This window comes from Inquilinus sp. OTU3971 (assembly GCF_038440215.1).
Genome location: NZ_JASATH010000016.1, coordinates 1 through 16,630 on the forward strand (window position 1 = coordinate 1; position 16,630 = coordinate 16,630).

General features: G+C 67.9%; 16 protein-coding genes, 1 tRNA gene and 2 pseudogenes. 4 read left to right on the forward strand and 15 right to left on the reverse strand.

Annotated features, from left to right (window positions below):
• Positions 1-27 precede the first annotated feature (27 nt).
• From AAHM41_RS06165 to AAHM41_RS06180, 4 genes and pseudogenes are all read right to left on the reverse strand, one after another.
• Complete coding sequence (locus AAHM41_RS06165; protein WP_342235644.1) at positions 28-582, reverse strand: hypothetical protein; 555 nt, start codon at positions 580-582, stop codon at positions 28-30.
• Complete coding sequence (locus tag AAHM41_RS06170; RefSeq protein ID WP_342235645.1) at positions 504-818, reverse strand: hypothetical protein; 315 nt, start codon at positions 816-818, stop codon at positions 504-506. Before AAHM41_RS06170 ends, AAHM41_RS06165 begins: the two co-directional genes overlap by 79 nt.
• 229 nt (positions 819-1,047) lie before the next feature.
• Entirely contained in the window at positions 1,048-3,558 is a 2,511-nt protein-coding gene (locus AAHM41_RS06175; protein ID WP_342235646.1) for a response regulator, read from the reverse strand.
• Between the two features lie 224 nt (positions 3,559-3,782).
• Positions 3,783-3,926: pseudogene (locus AAHM41_RS06180) on the reverse strand (IS6 family transposase); the annotation flags it as partial.
• A 334-nt stretch (positions 3,927-4,260) separates the two neighbouring features.
• Here AAHM41_RS06180 and AAHM41_RS40590 point away from each other — a divergent pair.
• Positions 4,261-4,638 (forward strand): annotated as a pseudogene (locus tag AAHM41_RS40590) (tyrosine-type recombinase/integrase); the annotation flags it as partial.
• A gap of 182 nt (positions 4,639-4,820) precedes the next feature.
• Here the strand turns inward: AAHM41_RS40590 and AAHM41_RS06190 are convergent.
• From AAHM41_RS06190 to AAHM41_RS06205, 4 genes are all read right to left on the reverse strand, one after another.
• A tRNA-Lys gene (locus AAHM41_RS06190) sits at positions 4,821-4,896 on the reverse strand.
• A 154-nt stretch (positions 4,897-5,050) separates the two neighbouring features.
• Positions 5,051-5,569, reverse strand: a complete 519-nt coding sequence (gene coaD, locus AAHM41_RS06195) for a pantetheine-phosphate adenylyltransferase (RefSeq protein ID WP_342235648.1) — start codon at positions 5,567-5,569, stop codon at positions 5,051-5,053.
• Positions 5,570-5,583: 14 nt separating this feature from the next.
• Positions 5,584-8,298, reverse strand: coding sequence for a DNA gyrase subunit A (gyrA, locus tag AAHM41_RS06200; RefSeq protein ID WP_446719432.1), 2,715 nt, complete (start codon positions 8,296-8,298; stop codon positions 5,584-5,586).
• 164 nt (positions 8,299-8,462) lie between these two features.
• A complete protein-coding gene (locus AAHM41_RS06205) occupies positions 8,463-9,860 on the reverse strand; it encodes an MATE family efflux transporter (RefSeq protein WP_342235650.1) in 1,398 nt (465 codons plus the stop codon).
• 154 nt (positions 9,861-10,014) lie between these two features.
• Here AAHM41_RS06205 and AAHM41_RS06210 point away from each other — a divergent pair, with 154 nt between their 5' ends.
• The 3 genes from AAHM41_RS06210 (at position 10,015) to AAHM41_RS06220 (ending at position 11,267) form a co-directional block, all read left to right on the forward strand.
• A complete protein-coding gene (locus tag AAHM41_RS06210) occupies positions 10,015-10,620 on the forward strand; it encodes a LysE family translocator (RefSeq protein ID WP_342235651.1) in 606 nt (201 codons plus the stop codon).
• 228 nt (positions 10,621-10,848) lie between these two features.
• Positions 10,849-11,034 (forward strand): hypothetical protein, encoded by a 186-nt coding sequence (locus AAHM41_RS06215; protein WP_342235652.1) that lies wholly within the window; start codon positions 10,849-10,851, stop codon positions 11,032-11,034.
• Positions 11,031-11,267: a hypothetical protein gene (locus AAHM41_RS06220; RefSeq protein WP_342235653.1), complete on the forward strand. Its 237-nt coding sequence runs from the start codon at positions 11,031-11,033 to the stop codon at positions 11,265-11,267. Before AAHM41_RS06215 ends, AAHM41_RS06220 begins: the two co-directional genes overlap by 4 nt.
• A gap of 9 nt (positions 11,268-11,276) precedes the next feature.
• On the opposite strand, the gene AAHM41_RS06225 is transcribed toward AAHM41_RS06220, so the two are convergent.
• The 7 genes from AAHM41_RS06225 to AAHM41_RS06255 form a co-directional block, all read right to left on the reverse strand.
• Positions 11,277-12,299, reverse strand: a complete 1,023-nt coding sequence (locus AAHM41_RS06225; RefSeq protein WP_342235654.1) for an NADP-dependent oxidoreductase — start codon at positions 12,297-12,299, stop codon at positions 11,277-11,279.
• Between the two features lie 103 nt (positions 12,300-12,402).
• Positions 12,403-12,876 (reverse strand): A24 family peptidase, encoded by a 474-nt coding sequence (locus tag AAHM41_RS06230; protein ID WP_342235655.1) that lies wholly within the window; start codon positions 12,874-12,876, stop codon positions 12,403-12,405.
• A complete protein-coding gene (locus AAHM41_RS06235; RefSeq protein ID WP_342235656.1) occupies positions 12,876-13,361 on the reverse strand; it encodes a TadE/TadG family type IV pilus assembly protein in 486 nt (161 codons plus the stop codon). The genes AAHM41_RS06230 and AAHM41_RS06235 overlap by 1 nt, the downstream gene beginning before the upstream one ends.
• A 47-nt stretch (positions 13,362-13,408) precedes the next feature.
• Positions 13,409-13,612: a Flp family type IVb pilin gene (locus AAHM41_RS06240; RefSeq protein ID WP_342235657.1), complete on the reverse strand. Its 204-nt coding sequence runs from the start codon at positions 13,610-13,612 to the stop codon at positions 13,409-13,411.
• Between the two features lie 72 nt (positions 13,613-13,684).
• The gene (locus AAHM41_RS06245; RefSeq protein WP_342235658.1) at positions 13,685-15,514 is read right to left on the reverse strand and encodes a pilus assembly protein TadG-related protein; all 1,830 of its coding nucleotides are present in this window, start codon (positions 15,512-15,514) and stop codon (positions 13,685-13,687) included.
• The gene (locus AAHM41_RS06250; RefSeq protein WP_342235659.1) at positions 15,511-15,861 is read right to left on the reverse strand and encodes a hypothetical protein; all 351 of its coding nucleotides are present in this window, start codon (positions 15,859-15,861) and stop codon (positions 15,511-15,513) included. The genes AAHM41_RS06245 and AAHM41_RS06250 overlap by 4 nt, the downstream gene beginning before the upstream one ends.
• Complete coding sequence (locus AAHM41_RS06255; protein ID WP_342235660.1) at positions 15,858-16,625, reverse strand: tetratricopeptide repeat protein; 768 nt, start codon at positions 16,623-16,625, stop codon at positions 15,858-15,860. The genes AAHM41_RS06250 and AAHM41_RS06255 overlap by 4 nt, the downstream gene beginning before the upstream one ends.
• Positions 16,626-16,630 lie beyond the last annotated feature (5 nt).

Below are 16,630 nucleotides of genomic sequence, written 5' to 3' on the forward strand. Positions count from 1 at the left end.
ATCTACGGGTTTCGCACGCCCTCCCATTCAAGCCGGCCCTGCCGGCGCTGCTGCAAAGTCGAACTGCGCCTCACAGCCATCATACGCACATACTGGCCTTTTGAGAGTAACGGGCCGCTGGAACTTCGTTCGACTGCACTTCTTGCAGGCGAACTGATCGCGGAAAGTCTTGAACTCCTCCCAGCGCGCCTTCTCGTCACCAATCGAACCGTCGCCATAGGGCCCGTCCTGGAAGTGGCTGCCGAAATTCTCGATCACTCCCTTCACCAAACTGTCGAGGAAGCGGTTGTTGACGCCAGGCACCAGCGCCGGCACCAGCTTGGCATCCTTGAGCAGGCCGGCGAGCGCCGAGGCCAACTCGCTACGCTCGTAGGAATACGCCCTTTCCAGCGGTCGGATGCGGACGCTGACCCCGATATCCCGACCGATGCCGAGAAGCCATTCCTCCTCGGCCTGGCACATCTCGTTGGCCGCCGACTGGCCCGCCGCCCAGCGCGCCTCAATCATCTCATCGCTGACCTCGTGATCAGCGAAACGCGGCCCGTAGGCCGGATCGAGGCCATTGACCGGGTGAAGTGCCACGCTTTCGCCTCGAGCTGATCCTTCAAATAATTGAAGAAGCGCTCGTCGTGTGTGGTGATCAGAATCTGGCAGTCGCCAAACATGGTGGCGATGAGCCCGGCAATGGTCCGCCGATGATCGCCATCGTAGGAGGTGACGATGTCATCCAGCGCGATTATGGGCGCACCGACGTTAAATTGCTTGATTGCGGCCATCCGCAACGCCAGCGCCACCGAATGGATCTGTGAACCGCTCAAATAGGGGTCGTTACAAGAACTGTGCGTAGATGTCCGACATCTGGGAACGAAGGAGCGACATAGCTGGATCATGCCGCGAATCGATTTCGCCCGCCCGCTCTGCGGAGTGAACGGAATGCGGCGAGAGGAGGCTGGGATCTTGGACATCACCCGGAGGTTAGCCGGGTATTAGCCGGCGACTGAGCTGATGTCGGAATCGTCCTCGACATGGAGGATGCTGGCCAGCAGCTCATCGGGCATGGCGGGGGGCCTCCTGCTGGTCCTGGATCAACCCGTCGATCAGGCCGGTGATGGTCCGATGCAACTGCTCGTTGTCGGTGCGGCTCTTCACCAGCGACGCCGAGACCGCGCTGGCGAGTGCGCCGCTGGTGTCCTGGGCCGAGAAGATCAGCACCGGCTCCCGCGGCGTGCGGGCGTTGATCGTCTCCAGGAGGTCGAGGCCGGAGCCGTCGGGCAGCCCGACATCGATGATCACCAGGTCATAGTGTCCTTCCGCCAGTCTCTGCTGGCCCTCCTTGAGCGACCGCGCGGGGATGATCTCCGCCTCATCGCGGACGATGGCGCCGACCACCGCGATCACGTCGTCGTCATCCTCGACATGCAGGATGCGGGCGCGGCCGTTGCGGCGGCGCAGCCCGGCTTGGCGCAGGGCCGCCCGCAGCCGCAGTTGCTCGATCGGCTTGTTCAGCCAGTCGACGATGTGGACCGCGCCGCCGTTCAGCACCCGCCTGCCGTCCTCTGCGACGGCCGAGACGACCACGATCGGCAGCTCCGCCGTCGTCGGGTCGGTACGCAGATTGCGGATCAGGGCGATTCCGTCCATGCCCGGCAGCAGCAGGTCGATCGTCATCGCGTCGTATCGCCGGGCGCGGGCCTTCGCCAGCGCCGTCTCGGCGTCGTGGGCAATGTCGACCCCCCAGCCGTCCTGCTCGATCATCATTGCGATCAGCGTCGCCACGTCCGGGTCGTCCTCGCACACCAGCACCCGGCGTTGGGCGTCGCCGGCGGGTGCGTCTGCCGGTGCCCCAGCCAGCAGCGGAAGGGTGAACCAGAAGCGGGTGCCGCCGCCCTCGGCCGCCTCGAAGCCGATCTGGCCGCCGTGGCGCTCGACGATCGCCTTGGTGATCGACAGGCCGAGGCCGGTGCCGCCCTTCTGTCGCGCGTCGCTGGAGTCGGCCTGGGCGAAGCGCTGGAATATCCGGCCGCGGAATGCCTCCGGTATGCCGGCGCCGTGGTCGCGCACGCTGATTCGGACACGAGAACCGATCACATCGAACGCGACATCCACCACGGCGCCGGGCGGGGAGAACTTGGCCGCATTCGACAACAGGTTGGTCAGCACCTGGATCAGCCGGTCGGCGTCGCCCATCACCGGCACCTGCATCTCCGGCCGGGCCGACACCCAGTACTCGACCTCGTGCTGTGCCGCGTAGGCTTGGTTCATGTCGATCGCTTGGTCGAGCAGGGACCCGACCTCCAGCCGGTCGCGCCGAAGCTCCATCCGCCCGGACTCGATCTTCTCGATATCGAGGATGTCGTTGACCAGCCCGACCAGGCGCTCGCTGTTCTTATGGGCGATGTCCAGGAGCGCCTTTGCCTTGTCCGGCAGCACCCCCGCCGCGCCGGCGACGATCAGCCCGAGCGAACCGCGGATCGAGGTCAGGGGCGTACGCAGCTCGTGGCTGACGGTCGAGACGAATTCGCTCTTCAGCGCATCGAGACGCTGCCGCTCGGTGGCGTCCCGCAGCACGTAGACGGTGGCCTCTGCCCCGTCCATCGACAGCGTGCCGCGCGAGAATTCGGCTGGGAACAGGCTGCCGTCGGATCGCTTCCCCTGGACGATCTGGTCCGGGCGACCGGATTCGGCGGAGGTCCCGGGGATGAGGTCGGCGATCGGTCGCGCCAGCAGGGCGGAGGGATCGACGCCGAACAAGTGGCCGCAGGCGGGGTTGGCCACCTGGACGAGACCGGTCCCGTCAACGACGAGAATCGCGTCGCCGGCATTGTCCAGAATCGTCTCGAGCCGGCGCTCGCTCTCGCCGAGCGCCCGGTTTGCGGCGTCCGTCTCCTGCTTCGCGTGTTCAAGCTCGGCGTAACGGCGCGCCCCGGCACGAAGCTGCCAGACGAGCGCGAGGACCGCGACGAGAGCGCATCCGACCGCAGCAGCGAAGATGACAACCAGAAGAATCGCAAGGCGTTTCATCGCGGCGGCTGCGTCCACGTCGCGCTGGGCGAGGAGCCGTGTTTCCTCGTCCGTGATCTCACGGACCGACTGACGCATTTGCGGGGCGAGGTCGATCTGAGCGGCAACCGCTGAGCGAACCTCGCCTGCAGCGCCGCGCTGCATGAGGCGGAGGACCTCGTCGTGCCCAGCGAACACGACGTCCAGCTGCCGGGTGAGGTCGGCGAGACGCTGCGACTGGGTCGGGTTGTCGGCGACGAGATCGCGCAAACGGCCGAGGGCCGTCCTGGCGTCCTCCTTTGCCGTCCGGGCGAACTCCGCCTGGGAGGCGTCCAGGACGATGACATAGGCGCGGAGGGCCGACTGGCCCCGCGCGACGGAGATGCGCAAATCCTGGATGGCCAGGATCACCGCGTAGCTGTGGTCGGTCGATCGGCGCGCCGCGAAACTGCCCTGGATGTAGCGTTCGACAACGAAGCCGCCCAGGGCGAGCAGCGTGGTCAGCCCGGCGATGCCCAGCACGACAGCCCAGCGGACCGGACGACTGCGCCACGTCATACCGAACCCCTTGCCGCAGCGGCGTCGAGCCCCATCGACGGGTGCTTCGGTTCGACGCCGACAGCCCCCGCCGAATGCAGAGGGGGCTGGGATTTTGGACCCCGCCGGGAGGTTAGCCTATATTGGTCGAGGAGACTCTCTCCTTTTAACGCGGCGCCACGGGACGGTCGTCCCATGGCCGGCGAAAGGTAAACCGCGAGCGGTTGCCATGGTCGATGGGGGCTTGTCTCGTACGACACCTCGATCCCGCGTTCGGCGAGCAGGTCCTCGACGTCGCGGTAGCTCAGCGTGAAGCGGAGGTACATCCAGACGGCGCGTTGGATCACGTCGGATGGAAAGCGATAACCGGCATAGTCAGGTGGGATCATGGCCTCCGCTACGCCGCTCGCCGGCCCTTCGCAAGGCCACGAACGTGACAAGCCCCGCGGGATCATCGACGCCTTCCTCAAAGAGCACGGCCACCGGCTCGTGGCCCAGATGCGCTACGAGGACGCCGAGAAGATCATCTCCAGGAAATCCGAGACACCGGCTGCCGCGAACAATCTGCTGAAGCGTCTCCGTGCCCTGATGAAGCTGGCGATTCGCTTGAAGTGGCGAACGGACGATCCGACGCAGGAAATCGCGTTCTTCCCGTCCGGCACCTTCCACACCTGGACCGAGGAGGAGCTGGCGGCCTACGAACAGCGCTGGCCGGTCGGGACGATGGAGCGGACCGCGTTCGTCCTTGCTCTCTATACCGGCCAGCGCAAGAGCGACATCGTGAAGATGCGGTGGAGCGACTACAGCGAAACAACCTGCACGATCACCCTCGCACAGAAGAAGACGGACCAGGAGGCCAAGGATGAGAGCATCGTCATACCGGTCCATCCCCATCTCCAGGAAGCGCTTCAGGCCACGCCGCGCCGCCACGGCGTGATCCTCACCACACAGTACGGACACCCGTTCACATCGAACGGCTTCGGCAACTGGATGGCCGACAAGATCGGCACCTCGAGCGTGCCGGATCGCTGCGTCCTCCACGGCCTCCGGAAGGCAGCCGCACGCCGACTCGCTGAAGCCGGCTGCAGCACGATGGAGATCCTGTCGATCACCGGCCACAAGTCGATCAAGGAGGTCGAGCGCTACGTGGCCGCAGCTCGGCAGAAGCTCCTCGCGAAGGCCGCCGTGATCAAGATGACCGAACATCTGGCGGACAAGGAGTTACAAACCTCGCCGGCCAGATCCACAAACCCTGTTACAAATCAACTATTTAGCATGAAGGATGGTGAGCCGGGTGGGACTCGAACCCACGACCAGGGGCTTAAAAGGCCTCTGCTCTACCGACTGAGCTACCGGCTCACACTGCCGGCCCGGGCTGTCCCCGGGCGAGCGGGCCGCACATTAGGGAGGCACCGCCCGACGGTCAACACCTGCGACCCGCAAAGTGTGAGCTTCGTTACATCCCGCGGGCCGCCTGTGCCCAGAAGCCGGACGAGCCGGTACAGGCTCGATCCTAATCCGCGACCATCCCCTTGCGGGCGAACTGCTCGTTCAGGCGCTTGGCCACCAGCGGGCTGACGAAGGGGGCGATGTCGCCGCCCAGCCGGCCGATCTCCTTGACGAAGCGCGAGGAGATGAACTGATAGCGGTCCGACGCCATCAGGAACACCGTCTCGATCACCGGATTGATCTTGGCGTTCATGCCGGCCATCTGGAACTCGTACTCGAAATCCGAGACGGCGCGCAGGCCGCGCACCACCGTGGTGGCGCCGACCGAGGCGGCGAAGTGCATCAGCAGCACGTCGAAGGAGCGGACCTCGATCGAGATCCCCTGGGCCACCAGGGGCGCGACGTCGGCCCGCACCAGTTCCACCCGCTCATCGGTCGAGAACAGCGGGCCCTTGCCATCGTTGCGGGCCACGGCGACGACCAGATGGTCGACGATCCGCGTCGCCCGCTGGATGATGTCCATATGGCCCTTGGTGATGGGATCGAAGGTGCCGGGATAGACCCCGATGCGCCCCTTGGACATCCGTGCGGCTTTCCTTATGCGCCGTCGCCGCCCGACGCGGCGCCGTCCGGTTGCTCGTCTGCGGCCTCGCCGGACGCTTCGTCCTCGGCCGCATCGCCCTCGCCGCCGTCGCCGTTCTCCTCCGGCACCGAGGCGACGGAAACGACATGCTCGCCCTCGGCGACGTTGAACAGCCGCACGCCCATGGTCTTGCGGGCGGCGATCCGCACATCCGCGACCGGGCAGCGGATCAGCTGGCCGCCATCGGTGACCAGGATGATCTCCTGGTTCGGCGAGATCGGGAAGCAGGCGGTCACGGCGGTGTTCTTCTCGCCCATCGCCATGGTCCAGATGCCCTTGCCGCCGCGGCCGGTGATCCGGTAGCCATAGGCGGAGCTGAGCTTGCCGAAGCCTTCCTCGCTGACCGTCAGGATGAACTCCTCGACGGCCTCGAGCTCGGCGAAGCGGGCCGGGTCGAGGTCGTGCTCCTCCACCGTCTCGCTGTCCTCGCCGTCGGTCTCCTCGCCCTCGGCGCGGCGCAGCGCATTGGCCATGCGCAGGTAGTTGGCGCGCTCGTCCGGCGTGGCGTCGAGATGGTGCAGGATCGAGATCGAGATGACGTGGTCATCCTCACCAAGGCGGATGCCGCGCACACCGTCCGAATCGCGGCTCTTGAAGACGCGGACGTCGGTGACCGGGAAGCGGATGCACATGCCGACATGGGTCGCCAGCAGCACGTCCTGGTCGTCGCGGCAGACCTTGACGCCGATCAGGCTGTCGCCGTCGTCCAGCTTCATCGCGATCTTGCCGTTGCGATTGATGCTGGTGAAGTCGGCCAGGCTGTTGCGGCGCACCCCGCCGCTGGCGGTGGCGAACATGACGTAGAGCTGGTCCCAGGTGCTCTCGTCCTCCGGCAGCGGCATGACGGTGGAGATGGTCTCGCCCTGCTGCAGCGGCAGCATGTTGACCATCGCCTTGCCGCGCGACTGCGGCGTGCCGATCGGCAGGCGGTAGACCTTGAGCTTGTAGACGATGCCGCGGCTGGAGAAGAACAGCATCGGCGTGTGGGTGTTGGCGACGAACAGGTCGGAGACGAAATCCTCCTCCTTCGTCGCCATGCCGCTGCGGCCCTTGCCGCCGCGGCGCTGCGCCCGGTAGGTCGACAGCGGCACGCGCTTGATGTAGCCGCCGTTGGAGACGGTGACGACCATGTCCTCGCGCTGGATCAGGTCCTCGATGTCGGCCTCGAATTCGAGGTCGAGGATCTCGGTCTTGCGCGGGGTGGCGAACTGGTCCTTCATCTCGACCAGCTCGCCGCGCAGGATCTCCAAGAGCTTCTCGCGACTCGCCAGGATCGTGAGGTATTCCTGGATCTCGGCGACGATGGCGCGCAGGTCGTCGCCGATCTTGTCCCGCTCCAGCCCGGTCAGGCGGTGCAGGCGCAGGTCGAGGATGGCGCGGGCCTGGGCCTCGGACAGGCGGTAGGTGCCGTCCTCGGCCAGCGGGCGGCCGGGTTCGTCGACCAGCGCGATCAGCGGCGCGATGTCGCCGGCCGGCCAGGCCGTGGCCATCAGCTCCTCGCGCGCCGTCTGCGGGTCGGGCGCGCGGCGGATCAGCTCGATCACGTCGTCGATGTTGACGACCGCGGTGGCGAGGCCGACCAGGAGATGGGCACGCTCGCGGGCACGGGCCAGCAGATAGCGGGTGCGCCGGGTGATCACCTCCTCGCGGAAGGCGACGAAGGCGTCGATGATCTGCTTCAGGTTCAGCAGCTCGGGCCGGCCGCCGTGCAGCGCCAGCATGTTGACGCCGAAGGAGGTCTGCAGCGGGGTCGAGCGGTACAGCTGGTTCAGCACCACGTCGGCGCTGGCGTCGCGCTTCAGCTCGACGACGATGCGGACGCCGTCGCGGTCGCTCTCGTCGCGCAGCTCGGAGATGCCCTCGACCGTCTTCTCGTTGACGACCTCGGCGATGCGCTCCATCAGCCGCGACTTGTTCACCTGGAACGGGATCTCGGTGAAGATGATCGCTTCGCGGTCCTTGCGGATCTCCTCGATGTTCGACCGGGCCCGCATCACCACGCTGCCGCGGCCGGTGGCGACGGCCGAGCGGATGCCGGAGCGGCCGAGGATCATGGCGCCGGTCGGGAAGTCCGGCCCCGGCACGATCTGGTTCAGCTCCTCGATCGTGATCGCCGGGTTCTCGATGGTGGCGAGGCAGGCGTCGATCACCTCGCCGAGATTGTGCGGCGGGATGTTGGTGGCCATGCCGACGGCGATGCCGCCGGCGCCGTTGACCAGCAGATTCGGGAAGCGCGACGGCAGCACCGTCGGCTCGGACTGGGTCTCGTCGTAGTTCGGCTGGAAGTCGACCGTGTCCTTGTCGATGTCGTCCAGCATCGCCTCGGCGGCCTTGGCTAGGCGCGCTTCGGTGTAACGCATCGCCGCCGGCGGGTCGCCGTCCATCGAGCCGAAATTGCCCTGCCCCTGGATCAGCGGCAGCCGCATCGAGAAGTCCTGCGCCATGCGGACCATGGCGTCGTAGATCGCCGTGTCGCCATGCGGGTGATACTTACCCATGACGTCGCCGACGACGCGGGCCGACTTCTTGAACGGCTTGGTCGAATCGTAGCCGCCCTCCTTCATCGCGAAGAGGATGCGGCGGTGCACCGGCTTGAGGCCGTCGCGCACATCCGGCAGGGCGCGGGAGACGATCACGCTCATGGCGTAATCGAGGTAGGAGCGCCGCATCTCCTCCTCGATCGTCACCGGGGTGATGTCGAAGTGGGGCGGCGTGGCGGAACGTTCGGTCAAGGCACTGTCCAGGCTGGCAAAAGGACGTGCCCGGTCAGCCTGCCGGGCGCGGCGACGCTAGCACGTTTCCGCACCTGCGAACAATCACGCCGGAGCAGCCCTCAGGCGGTCGCGCCGGCGGCCGCCGAAGCCCGGGCGTCGCCGCGCGCCAGCAGGTGGAAGCGGCCGGCCAGGAGGCCGACGGAGACCACGCTGGCGATCAGGATCGCCTCGAACAGGCCGACGGCGCCGCGGCCGAGATGGATGCCCAGGAACCAGCCCAGCGGCGCCATGATCACGACATAGGAGACGGTGTGCAGGAAGGTCGGCACCACCGCGTCGCCGCGGCCGCGCAGCGCGTTGGCCACGACCACCTGGCCGCCGTCGACGATCAGGATGAAGGTCGACACCAGGATCACCGGCACCACCAGCGGGATCAGCGCCGGATCGGTGGTGTAGGATTCGGCGATCGGAGCGGCCCAGACCCACAGCATGGCGCCCAGCAGCACCATGACGGCACTGTTGACGCCGAGGCCGACCCAGCCGGCCAACACCATGTCCTTCAAGTCGCGACGGCCATGCGCGACGCCCACCCGCACCGCGGTGGCCGACCCCAGCCCCAGCGCCACCATGAAGACCAGGGCGATCAGGTTCAGGCCGATCGAGAAGGCGGCCAGCGGCAGGGTGCCCAGGATGCCGGCGAAGAAGGTCAGCGCCGCGAAGGCCCCCGATTCGATGAAGATGCTGGCGCCGCCGCCATAGCCGAGCTGGCGCTGCTTGGCCCAGTCGCGCCAGCGCCAGCCGCGCCAGCGCCGGATGCCGAAGGCCGCGTGGCCCGGCATCAGCCAGACATAGATCACCAGGGCGGTGGCCAGGAAGATGCGCGACGCGGTGCTGGCCCAGGCGGCGCCTTCGGCCCCGAGCTCCGGAAAGCCCCAGGTGCCGAAGACCAGCAGCCAGTTGACCAGGGCGTTCAGCAGGTTGGCGACGATCATCGCGATCATGCCGGGCATCGGCCGCTTCAGCCCTTCCAGGAAGAAGGCGGTGACGGAATAGACCAGCGCCGCGGGCATGCCCCAGCCCAGGATGATCGCGATCTCTGCTCCCGCCCTCGACATCTCCGGCGTCTGGCCGGTCAGGGCGAACAGCGGCTCCAGGAAGTGGCACAGGATCATCAGGACAACGCCGATGCCGCCGCCATAGATCAGCGCCCGGTGCCAGACCGCGCCGCACTCCGCTGGCGCGTTGCGGCCCAGGGCGTTGGCGGTCATCACCAGCGTGCCGATGATCAGGCCGGTGCCGGTGCCGATCATGCTGCCGATCGGGGCGTTGGCGATCGACAGGTGAGCCAGGTCGGTGCTGCCGTATCGGCCGACGAAGAGCGTATCGACCAAGGCCATCAGGATCAGGCCGGCGCGGGCGATGATGACCGGCAGCGCCAGGCGCAGCAGCTCATGGACATGTCGCCGGACCCGGGCGCGCATCCAGCTTTCGCCCGGCCGGATCGGAACCTGGTACATCGCGGCGCCTCTCCCTTGGAGCGGCACCCTAGCAGCACAGCATGGCGGAAATCAGGGGTTCGAACGCCGGCCTGCCATGCGGCGGGCTGGGCAGTTCCCCCACCGACAGGGACCGGGTTAGGATGAGCCTTCCACCACCCGACAGGCTGCCGCCATGATCACCCTGACAGCCCTCGCCCTGTTCGCCGTGCCCGTCGCCCTCGCCGCCCTGATCCCCGGCCCGGCGCAGACGGCGCTGGTGGCGCGGGTGCTGTCGCGCGACGCCGGCGAGGCCCTGCCCTTCGTGCTCGGCATGGTCGCCGGCAACGCGCTGTGGCTGGCCGCCGCGGTGTTCGGCCTGTCGGCGCTGGCCCTGGCCTATGAGCCGGTCTTCGTCGCGGTGAAATGGGCCGGCATCGTCTATCTCGCCGTGCTGGCCTGGAAGCTGTGGCGCGCCCCGGCGGCGGAGCCGGATGCGGCGCCGCGCCGGACCGGCGGCTTTCTCGGTGGGGTCGCGCTGACGCTCGGCAATCCGAAGGCGGTGGTGTTCTTCGGCGCGGTGCTGCCGCAGGTGCTGGACCTGGCCGCGCTGGACGCGGCCGGCATCGCCGCGGTGTTCGCGGTGCAGGTCGGCATCGACCTCGCCGTTCAGTCCGCCTATGTGCTGGGTGCGGCCCGCGCGCGCCGCTTCTTCCGGTCGCCGCGCCGGCTGCGCCTGGCCAACCGCTCCGCCGCCGCGATGATGGCGGGGTCCGCCGCGTTGATCGCCAGCCGCGGCTGAGATCAGGCCGAGACCGGCGCGCCGGCCCCATGCGCCAGCCCTGAACAGAATCGTACAGACCATCTTCGATATTGTCGAATGGCGTACGTCTGCGTTCAGTCCCATCTTCCGACTCGGGACCGTCCGATGCATCGGCTCGGCCATCTCTCCTGACAGGATGATGTCAGGAGGGGTGGCGTAGTGTTCCACCATCGCCTCGGGTCGCCGGGGCCGGAGATGGAGGACCCGATGGCCGTTCTGACGGAGGTGGTGATGTACCGGGCCCGGCCCGGCGCCGCGGCCGAGACCGTGGTCACGGTGTCCGACGCCACCGGCCCGGTGATCATCGGGCGATACGGTATCGACACGGTCCCACAGCCGGCGCCGAAGGCGGCCGCCTGCCCGTTTTCCATGGCTTCCAGGAGATCGTCATGAGCACCCATGTCCTGCGCCTGCCGCTGCGTCAGCGCCCCGCCGGCCTGCTGGAGCGGATCTGGCGCCGCATCGCCGGCGGACCGGCACGGCCGGCCGCGCGGCAGAACCGGCTGCGGCTGGAGACGCTGAGCGACTCCGCCCGCAGCGACCTCGGCCTGCCGCTGGACACGAATTTCGACGCCGCGATCACCCGCATCGGCCTGATGGCCGTGGCCGGGCGGACGCTGCTGTGATGTCCGACGCTACTCCGCCACCTTGACCAGGAGCTTGCCGAAATTCTCGCCCCGGAACAGCCGCAGGAAGGTCCGGGGCGCGGTCTCCAAGCCTTCGGCCACATCCTCGCGGTAGCGGAGCCTGCCGTCGCGGATCCAGCCGGAGACGTCGCGCAGGAAGGCGGCGTGCTGGTCGGCGAAGTCGCTGACGATGAAGCCGCGCAGGGTCAGCCGCTTTGACAGCACGCTGCGCATCAGCGCCGGGACCTGGTTCGGCCCGCCCGGCAGGCCGGTGGCGTTGTACTGGGCGATCAGGCCGCAGACCGGGACCCGGGCGAAGGGGTTCAGCAGCGGCCATACCGCCTCCCACACCGCGCCGCCGACATTCTCGAAATAGACGTCGATCCCGTCCGGCACGGCGGCGCCCAGCCGCTCGGCGAAATCCGGCGCCCGGTGGTCGACCGCGGCGTCGAAGCCGAGCTCATTTGTCAGGTAGGCGCCCTTCTCGGCCCCGCCGGCGATGCCGACGACGCGTGCGCCCTTGATCTTGGCGATCTGCCCGACCGCCGATCCGACGGCGCCGGACGCGGCCGAGACCACCACGGTCTCGCCCGGCTTCGGCTGACCGATGGTGAGGAGGCCGGTATAGGCGGTCATCCCCGGCATGCCGAGCACGCCGACCGCGGTCGAGATCGGCCCCAGCGCCGGGTCGACCTGGCGCAGCCCGGCGCCGTCGGACAGGGCATAGTCCTGCCAGCCGATGCGGCCTTCGACGATGTCGCCCGGGGCGAAGCCGGGGTGGTTCGAGGCGACGACCCGGCTCACCGCGCCGCCGACCATGACCTGGCCGATCTCGACCGGCGCCGCGTAGGATTTCGCATCGCTCATCCGGCCGCGCATATAGGGATCGAGCGACAGCCACAGGGTGCGGAGCAGCAGTTGACCTGGCCCCGGCGCCGGCACGGGCTCCTCGACCAGGCGGAAATCAGTCTCTTTCGGCTCTCCGACCGGCCGCGCGGCCAGGAGGATCCGGCGATTCACATCGGTGCTCATGGCAGGCTCCCAGCTATGGATGGCGGGAGCTAAGCACCATTATCATGCGAGATGAAGGGATTTGATCCGATCAACACCGGCGGCACGCAAAATACGGCCGATGTCACGCGTTGCGGATGAAGACCGTGACGGTGACGGCTAGAAGCCCGACCGCGAGCGCCGGGCCGAAGGGCCGCATCTCGCGCCACTTCACGCCGCGCCAGGGCGCCATGGCCAGGGTGGCCAGCAGCGCCACCAGGCTGGCGACGATCAGCACCACGAGGCTGCCCTGCAGCCCGACCCACAGGCTGGCGGCGGTCAGGAACTTCAGGTCACCCCAGCCGATCCGGGCATTCCGATTGATCCGCTGCATCAGCCAAGCCGTGCCGGCCAGAAGAACGAGGGTGAGTACGGCGACGCCGAGCGAGAGGCCGAGGGTCTTGAGCGTCGGGCTGCGGACCAAGGCCTGGGCCAGCCCGCCCGCGGCCAGCGCCAGATTGCAGATATTCGGAATCCTGCTTTCGCGCAGATCGATCAGCACGATCGGCAGCAGGAGCAGGACCAGGAGGCCGAGGAAGATGAAATCCAGCCCGCCCATCAGTATCCGCCGTTGGAGACAGTCGCCGTGGCCGTCGGCCTGCTCGTCGGCAGCGGCAGCAATTCGCCCAGATCCGTGTCCGCTCCCCAGCCGCCGTTTCCTCCCGGCTTGGACGGATCGTAGCTCACCGTCACCTCGAACATGCGCTCATCCGAGGTTGACGGCGTGGCTGTTACGTCCCAACCGGCCGTACCCAAGATCGGCCCGTAGGCGGCAAGCACCGCCTCGGCCGTCTGCTTTGCCAGGGTCTCCCGTTCGCCTTTGTCCAGCCCGGCGACGGAGGCGCGCGCGCCTTCGGTCGCGGCCTGGTTGACGGCGAGCCAGGTGCCGAAGTGGATGCCGTAGATGATGATGCCGAAGAGCAGCATCACGAAGACTGGGGCGACCAGGGCGAATTCGACCGCAGCCAGCCCGGACTCGTCGGAAATCGAGGCGGGCCGCCTACGGCCCGCCTCCCCGGTTGCACGTCGTGCAGAGATGATCATGGCTGTTCCCATGAACGCTTGAAGAGAGTGACGAGCCTCTCGGGCTATCAGTTGGTGCCGCCCGTGCCGCCGGTGCCGGTGATCCTGTCACCGATATTGCTGAGGGCGGTTCCGATGTCTGCGGCCAGGTCCGTTGCCGCCGTAGCAATCCCGAGCGCGACCAAGGCTCCGAGGATGGCATATTCAACGGCTGAAATGCCTTGCTCGTCCCGAGCGATCTGGCGCGTCTTGTTAAAGATCTTCCGCAACATGATGTGACCTCCTGAACAACCGGGATCATTTTCGCCCCGCCTGCGGCCCCGGCGCCGCCGGCGGTGCCTTCATCACCGGATCAGCACGGGCACGCCGCAGCGCACCCCGGTGACGACGACATCCATGACACCCAGGCGGATGCCCAGGGCGGCGAGAAGATTGTCGACCAGCGGATCGAGAAGACCGTTGATCACGGGGTCGAGAAGCTGGTGCAGAGCGCCGACCGTGTTGCCGACCGCGTCCAGCTTGACCGGAATCAGGCAGAATCCGCCGAGGCTGATGATGCAGGCGCTTAGCTTGAGCACGGGCTCTTTGGTGACCGGGTCGATGGCACCGAGCTCGGCCAGCAGATTATCGATCATGCCGGCGCTGGCGACTGATTGCGCCACGTGGTCGTCGATATCGTCGCGATCGAAGACCAACTTCTGATACGGGCCGCCGCCCACATCGACCCCGGCCCGGCCCGAGACCCGGACAATTCCGATCAGGCCCAGCAGGCTGACATCCACCAGCGCGGCGGGCTGGAAGTCTTCAACGGTTAGCTCGTGGCTGAAATTTGTCATCAGATCGGGCGGCAACACACCGATGAAAGCCTTGGCTACGCCGCTTCTGGCCTCGACGGTCACAGTGGCGTCTTTGGCCGGCTCAAGCCCGCAGGAGATGTCCTTCAGCGTCGCATCCCCGTAGCCGGCTTCGACATAGAGCGGCAGCTGGATGCCCTGGCCGAGCAGCCCGAACAGATCCAGCAGTTGCAGTTTGAGCTGCAGCCGCACCTGCGCCGTGTGAACCGTCATCCCTTTCGGCCCAAAGGCGAAGGGCGGCGACTTGCGCGGCTCGATCACTGTCGCGGTGACCTGCAGCGACGCGATTCCGGGCAGCCCGACATCGAGCGCGGGGATGTAGATCGCATTGTGCTTGTTGGCCACCTGGATCGCCATGGTGACCAGCTGGAAGACGTTCAGGTCGGCGGCCAGCGCCGTGGGCGCCTTCGACTCGCCGATCGGCAGGTTCTTCCAAACACCGAGATCCAGCAGATCGCCGACAGTCAGTTCCGGATTGCCGGCGATCTGCCCCTGCAGCGACGCCAGGCCATCGATCGTGACGCCGGCGACGGCGCCGGCCGTGCTCAGCGCATCGATCGCTGCCTGCAGCAGATCGCCGACGCCGACCGTGGCGTCGAGCAGCCCGCCATAGGTGCCGGCCGAGACGTCGATATTGACCGCGAGCGCGTCGAGGAAGGTCAGCGCGTCGATATCGGCGTTCAGAAGCCCTTCGTACTGGACCGCCGTCAGGTTGATCCGGGTGCCCAGCACATTGCCGAGGACGGCGTTGAGCAGCGCGCTCTTCTGGGTGTCGATCGCGACCAGGCCGGTTCCGGCCTGGAAGCCGGCCTCGTCGATCCGCGCGGCGGTGGCCTGGACGCTGACCTTGTGCAGGTTGGGGTCATCGGCCCCCGGTGTCCCGCCGATCTGCCCGCTGCCCTCATCGTCCGACAGCACGGCACGGGACAGCACGCCCGGCACGATCGTCTGGGCCGATACCATGACCGCGTTCTCCGCCGGCGGACTGGTCCCGTCCGGGCAGGTGGCGAGGCCCGGCAGAAACCGGGCGGACGGCGGCGAGATGGCGACGTCCGGGCAATAGGTGCCGAGGGTGGTGGACACCAGCGCCTCGGTATCGAAACCGTTGCGCTGCAACAGATCGCCAGCGATCGCCGAGGCGTTGGCCGGGTTCTGCGCCGCCGACAGCGCCGCCATGTCGGTGGCCGCCTGCAAGTGGCGGCGCTGGGCGTACCAGAGGCCGACATCGGTCGCCAGAGCGGCGGTGCCGATCAGCGGCAGCAGCATGAGGGCAGCAAAGGGCGCGATCGCGCCGCGGTCGCCGAAGATGCCGGGCTTCATGGCTGCCCTCCCGATGATCCGGTCATGCCGCCCGGTCCGAAGCCGGAATCGGACCCGCCATAGGATCGGCTGTTCCCGCTCGGCAGCGGCTTGCCGATGTCCTGCATGTAGTTCTGGTAGATTTGCGTCGCCTCGCCGGCGGCGAGGCCGCCCTGGCCCGCCCCGCGCGGTACCGATTGCTGCTGCGCCCGCAGCACCTGCAGGGTGCGATTGGACTCGAACCAGTCGGGCTGCGCCGGCCGGGCTGGAACCAGCGTCTGCTGCGCCCCCGCCGTGGCGACCGGCAGCAACAGAAGGGCGGCGCACAGCGCCGGCAGCCGGGCTCTCGTCGCGGCCGGTCGGGTCATGGCTGGGTCTCCGAAGCTTGCGCCAGGCGCCGCGGGGCGGCCGCGGGGCTGGTGCCGGCGGTGGTCGGCGCCCGGATCTGGCCGCGCGCGGTCCTGATCATCTGCTCGACCGCCCGCCGCTCCTTGGCGTCGGCGATGCGGGCGATCATCGACTTCGCCGCATCCCCCTGGCCGGCGACGTCGAGGCAGAGAATCAGGTTGTTGCGGACCTGGGCGTTCTCGGGCGCCAGCTCGCTGGCCTGGCGCAGCGTGAACAGCGCCTCGTCATAGGAGGCGATGCGCATCTCGGCGAAGCCGAGGTCGTTCAGGTATTTGACGTTGATCGGCTGGCGCCGCACCGCCTCGTGGAACTGCGCCCGGGCCTTGGCCCAGTCGCCGCGCCCGGCGGCGACGCGGCCGAGCCCGTCATAGGCCGCCGCCGCCTGGTCGCCGTTCACAAGCTCGCGGTAGATCCCTTCCGCCCGGTCGTAGTCTTGGATATCAAGGAACGCGTCGGCCCGCAGCACCTGCGCCCGGAGATCGCCAGGGTGGCGGTTGTCGTAATCGTCGAGATAGGCCAGCGCGGCCCGCGACTTGCCGCCCTGCCGCAGCTTGTCGACGATGCCGAGATAGAGGTCGCGCGAATTCTCGGCGTCGAGCGGCGCCGCCTGCGGCAGCTGGTCGGCCGGAGACGGCTCGCGCCGCGCCGGGCTGTCGCCGCCGAACAGGCTGGAGCAGGCCGTCAGCCAGGGCAGCGTCGCCAGCACAGAGAGACGAAGCGCCATCCGCA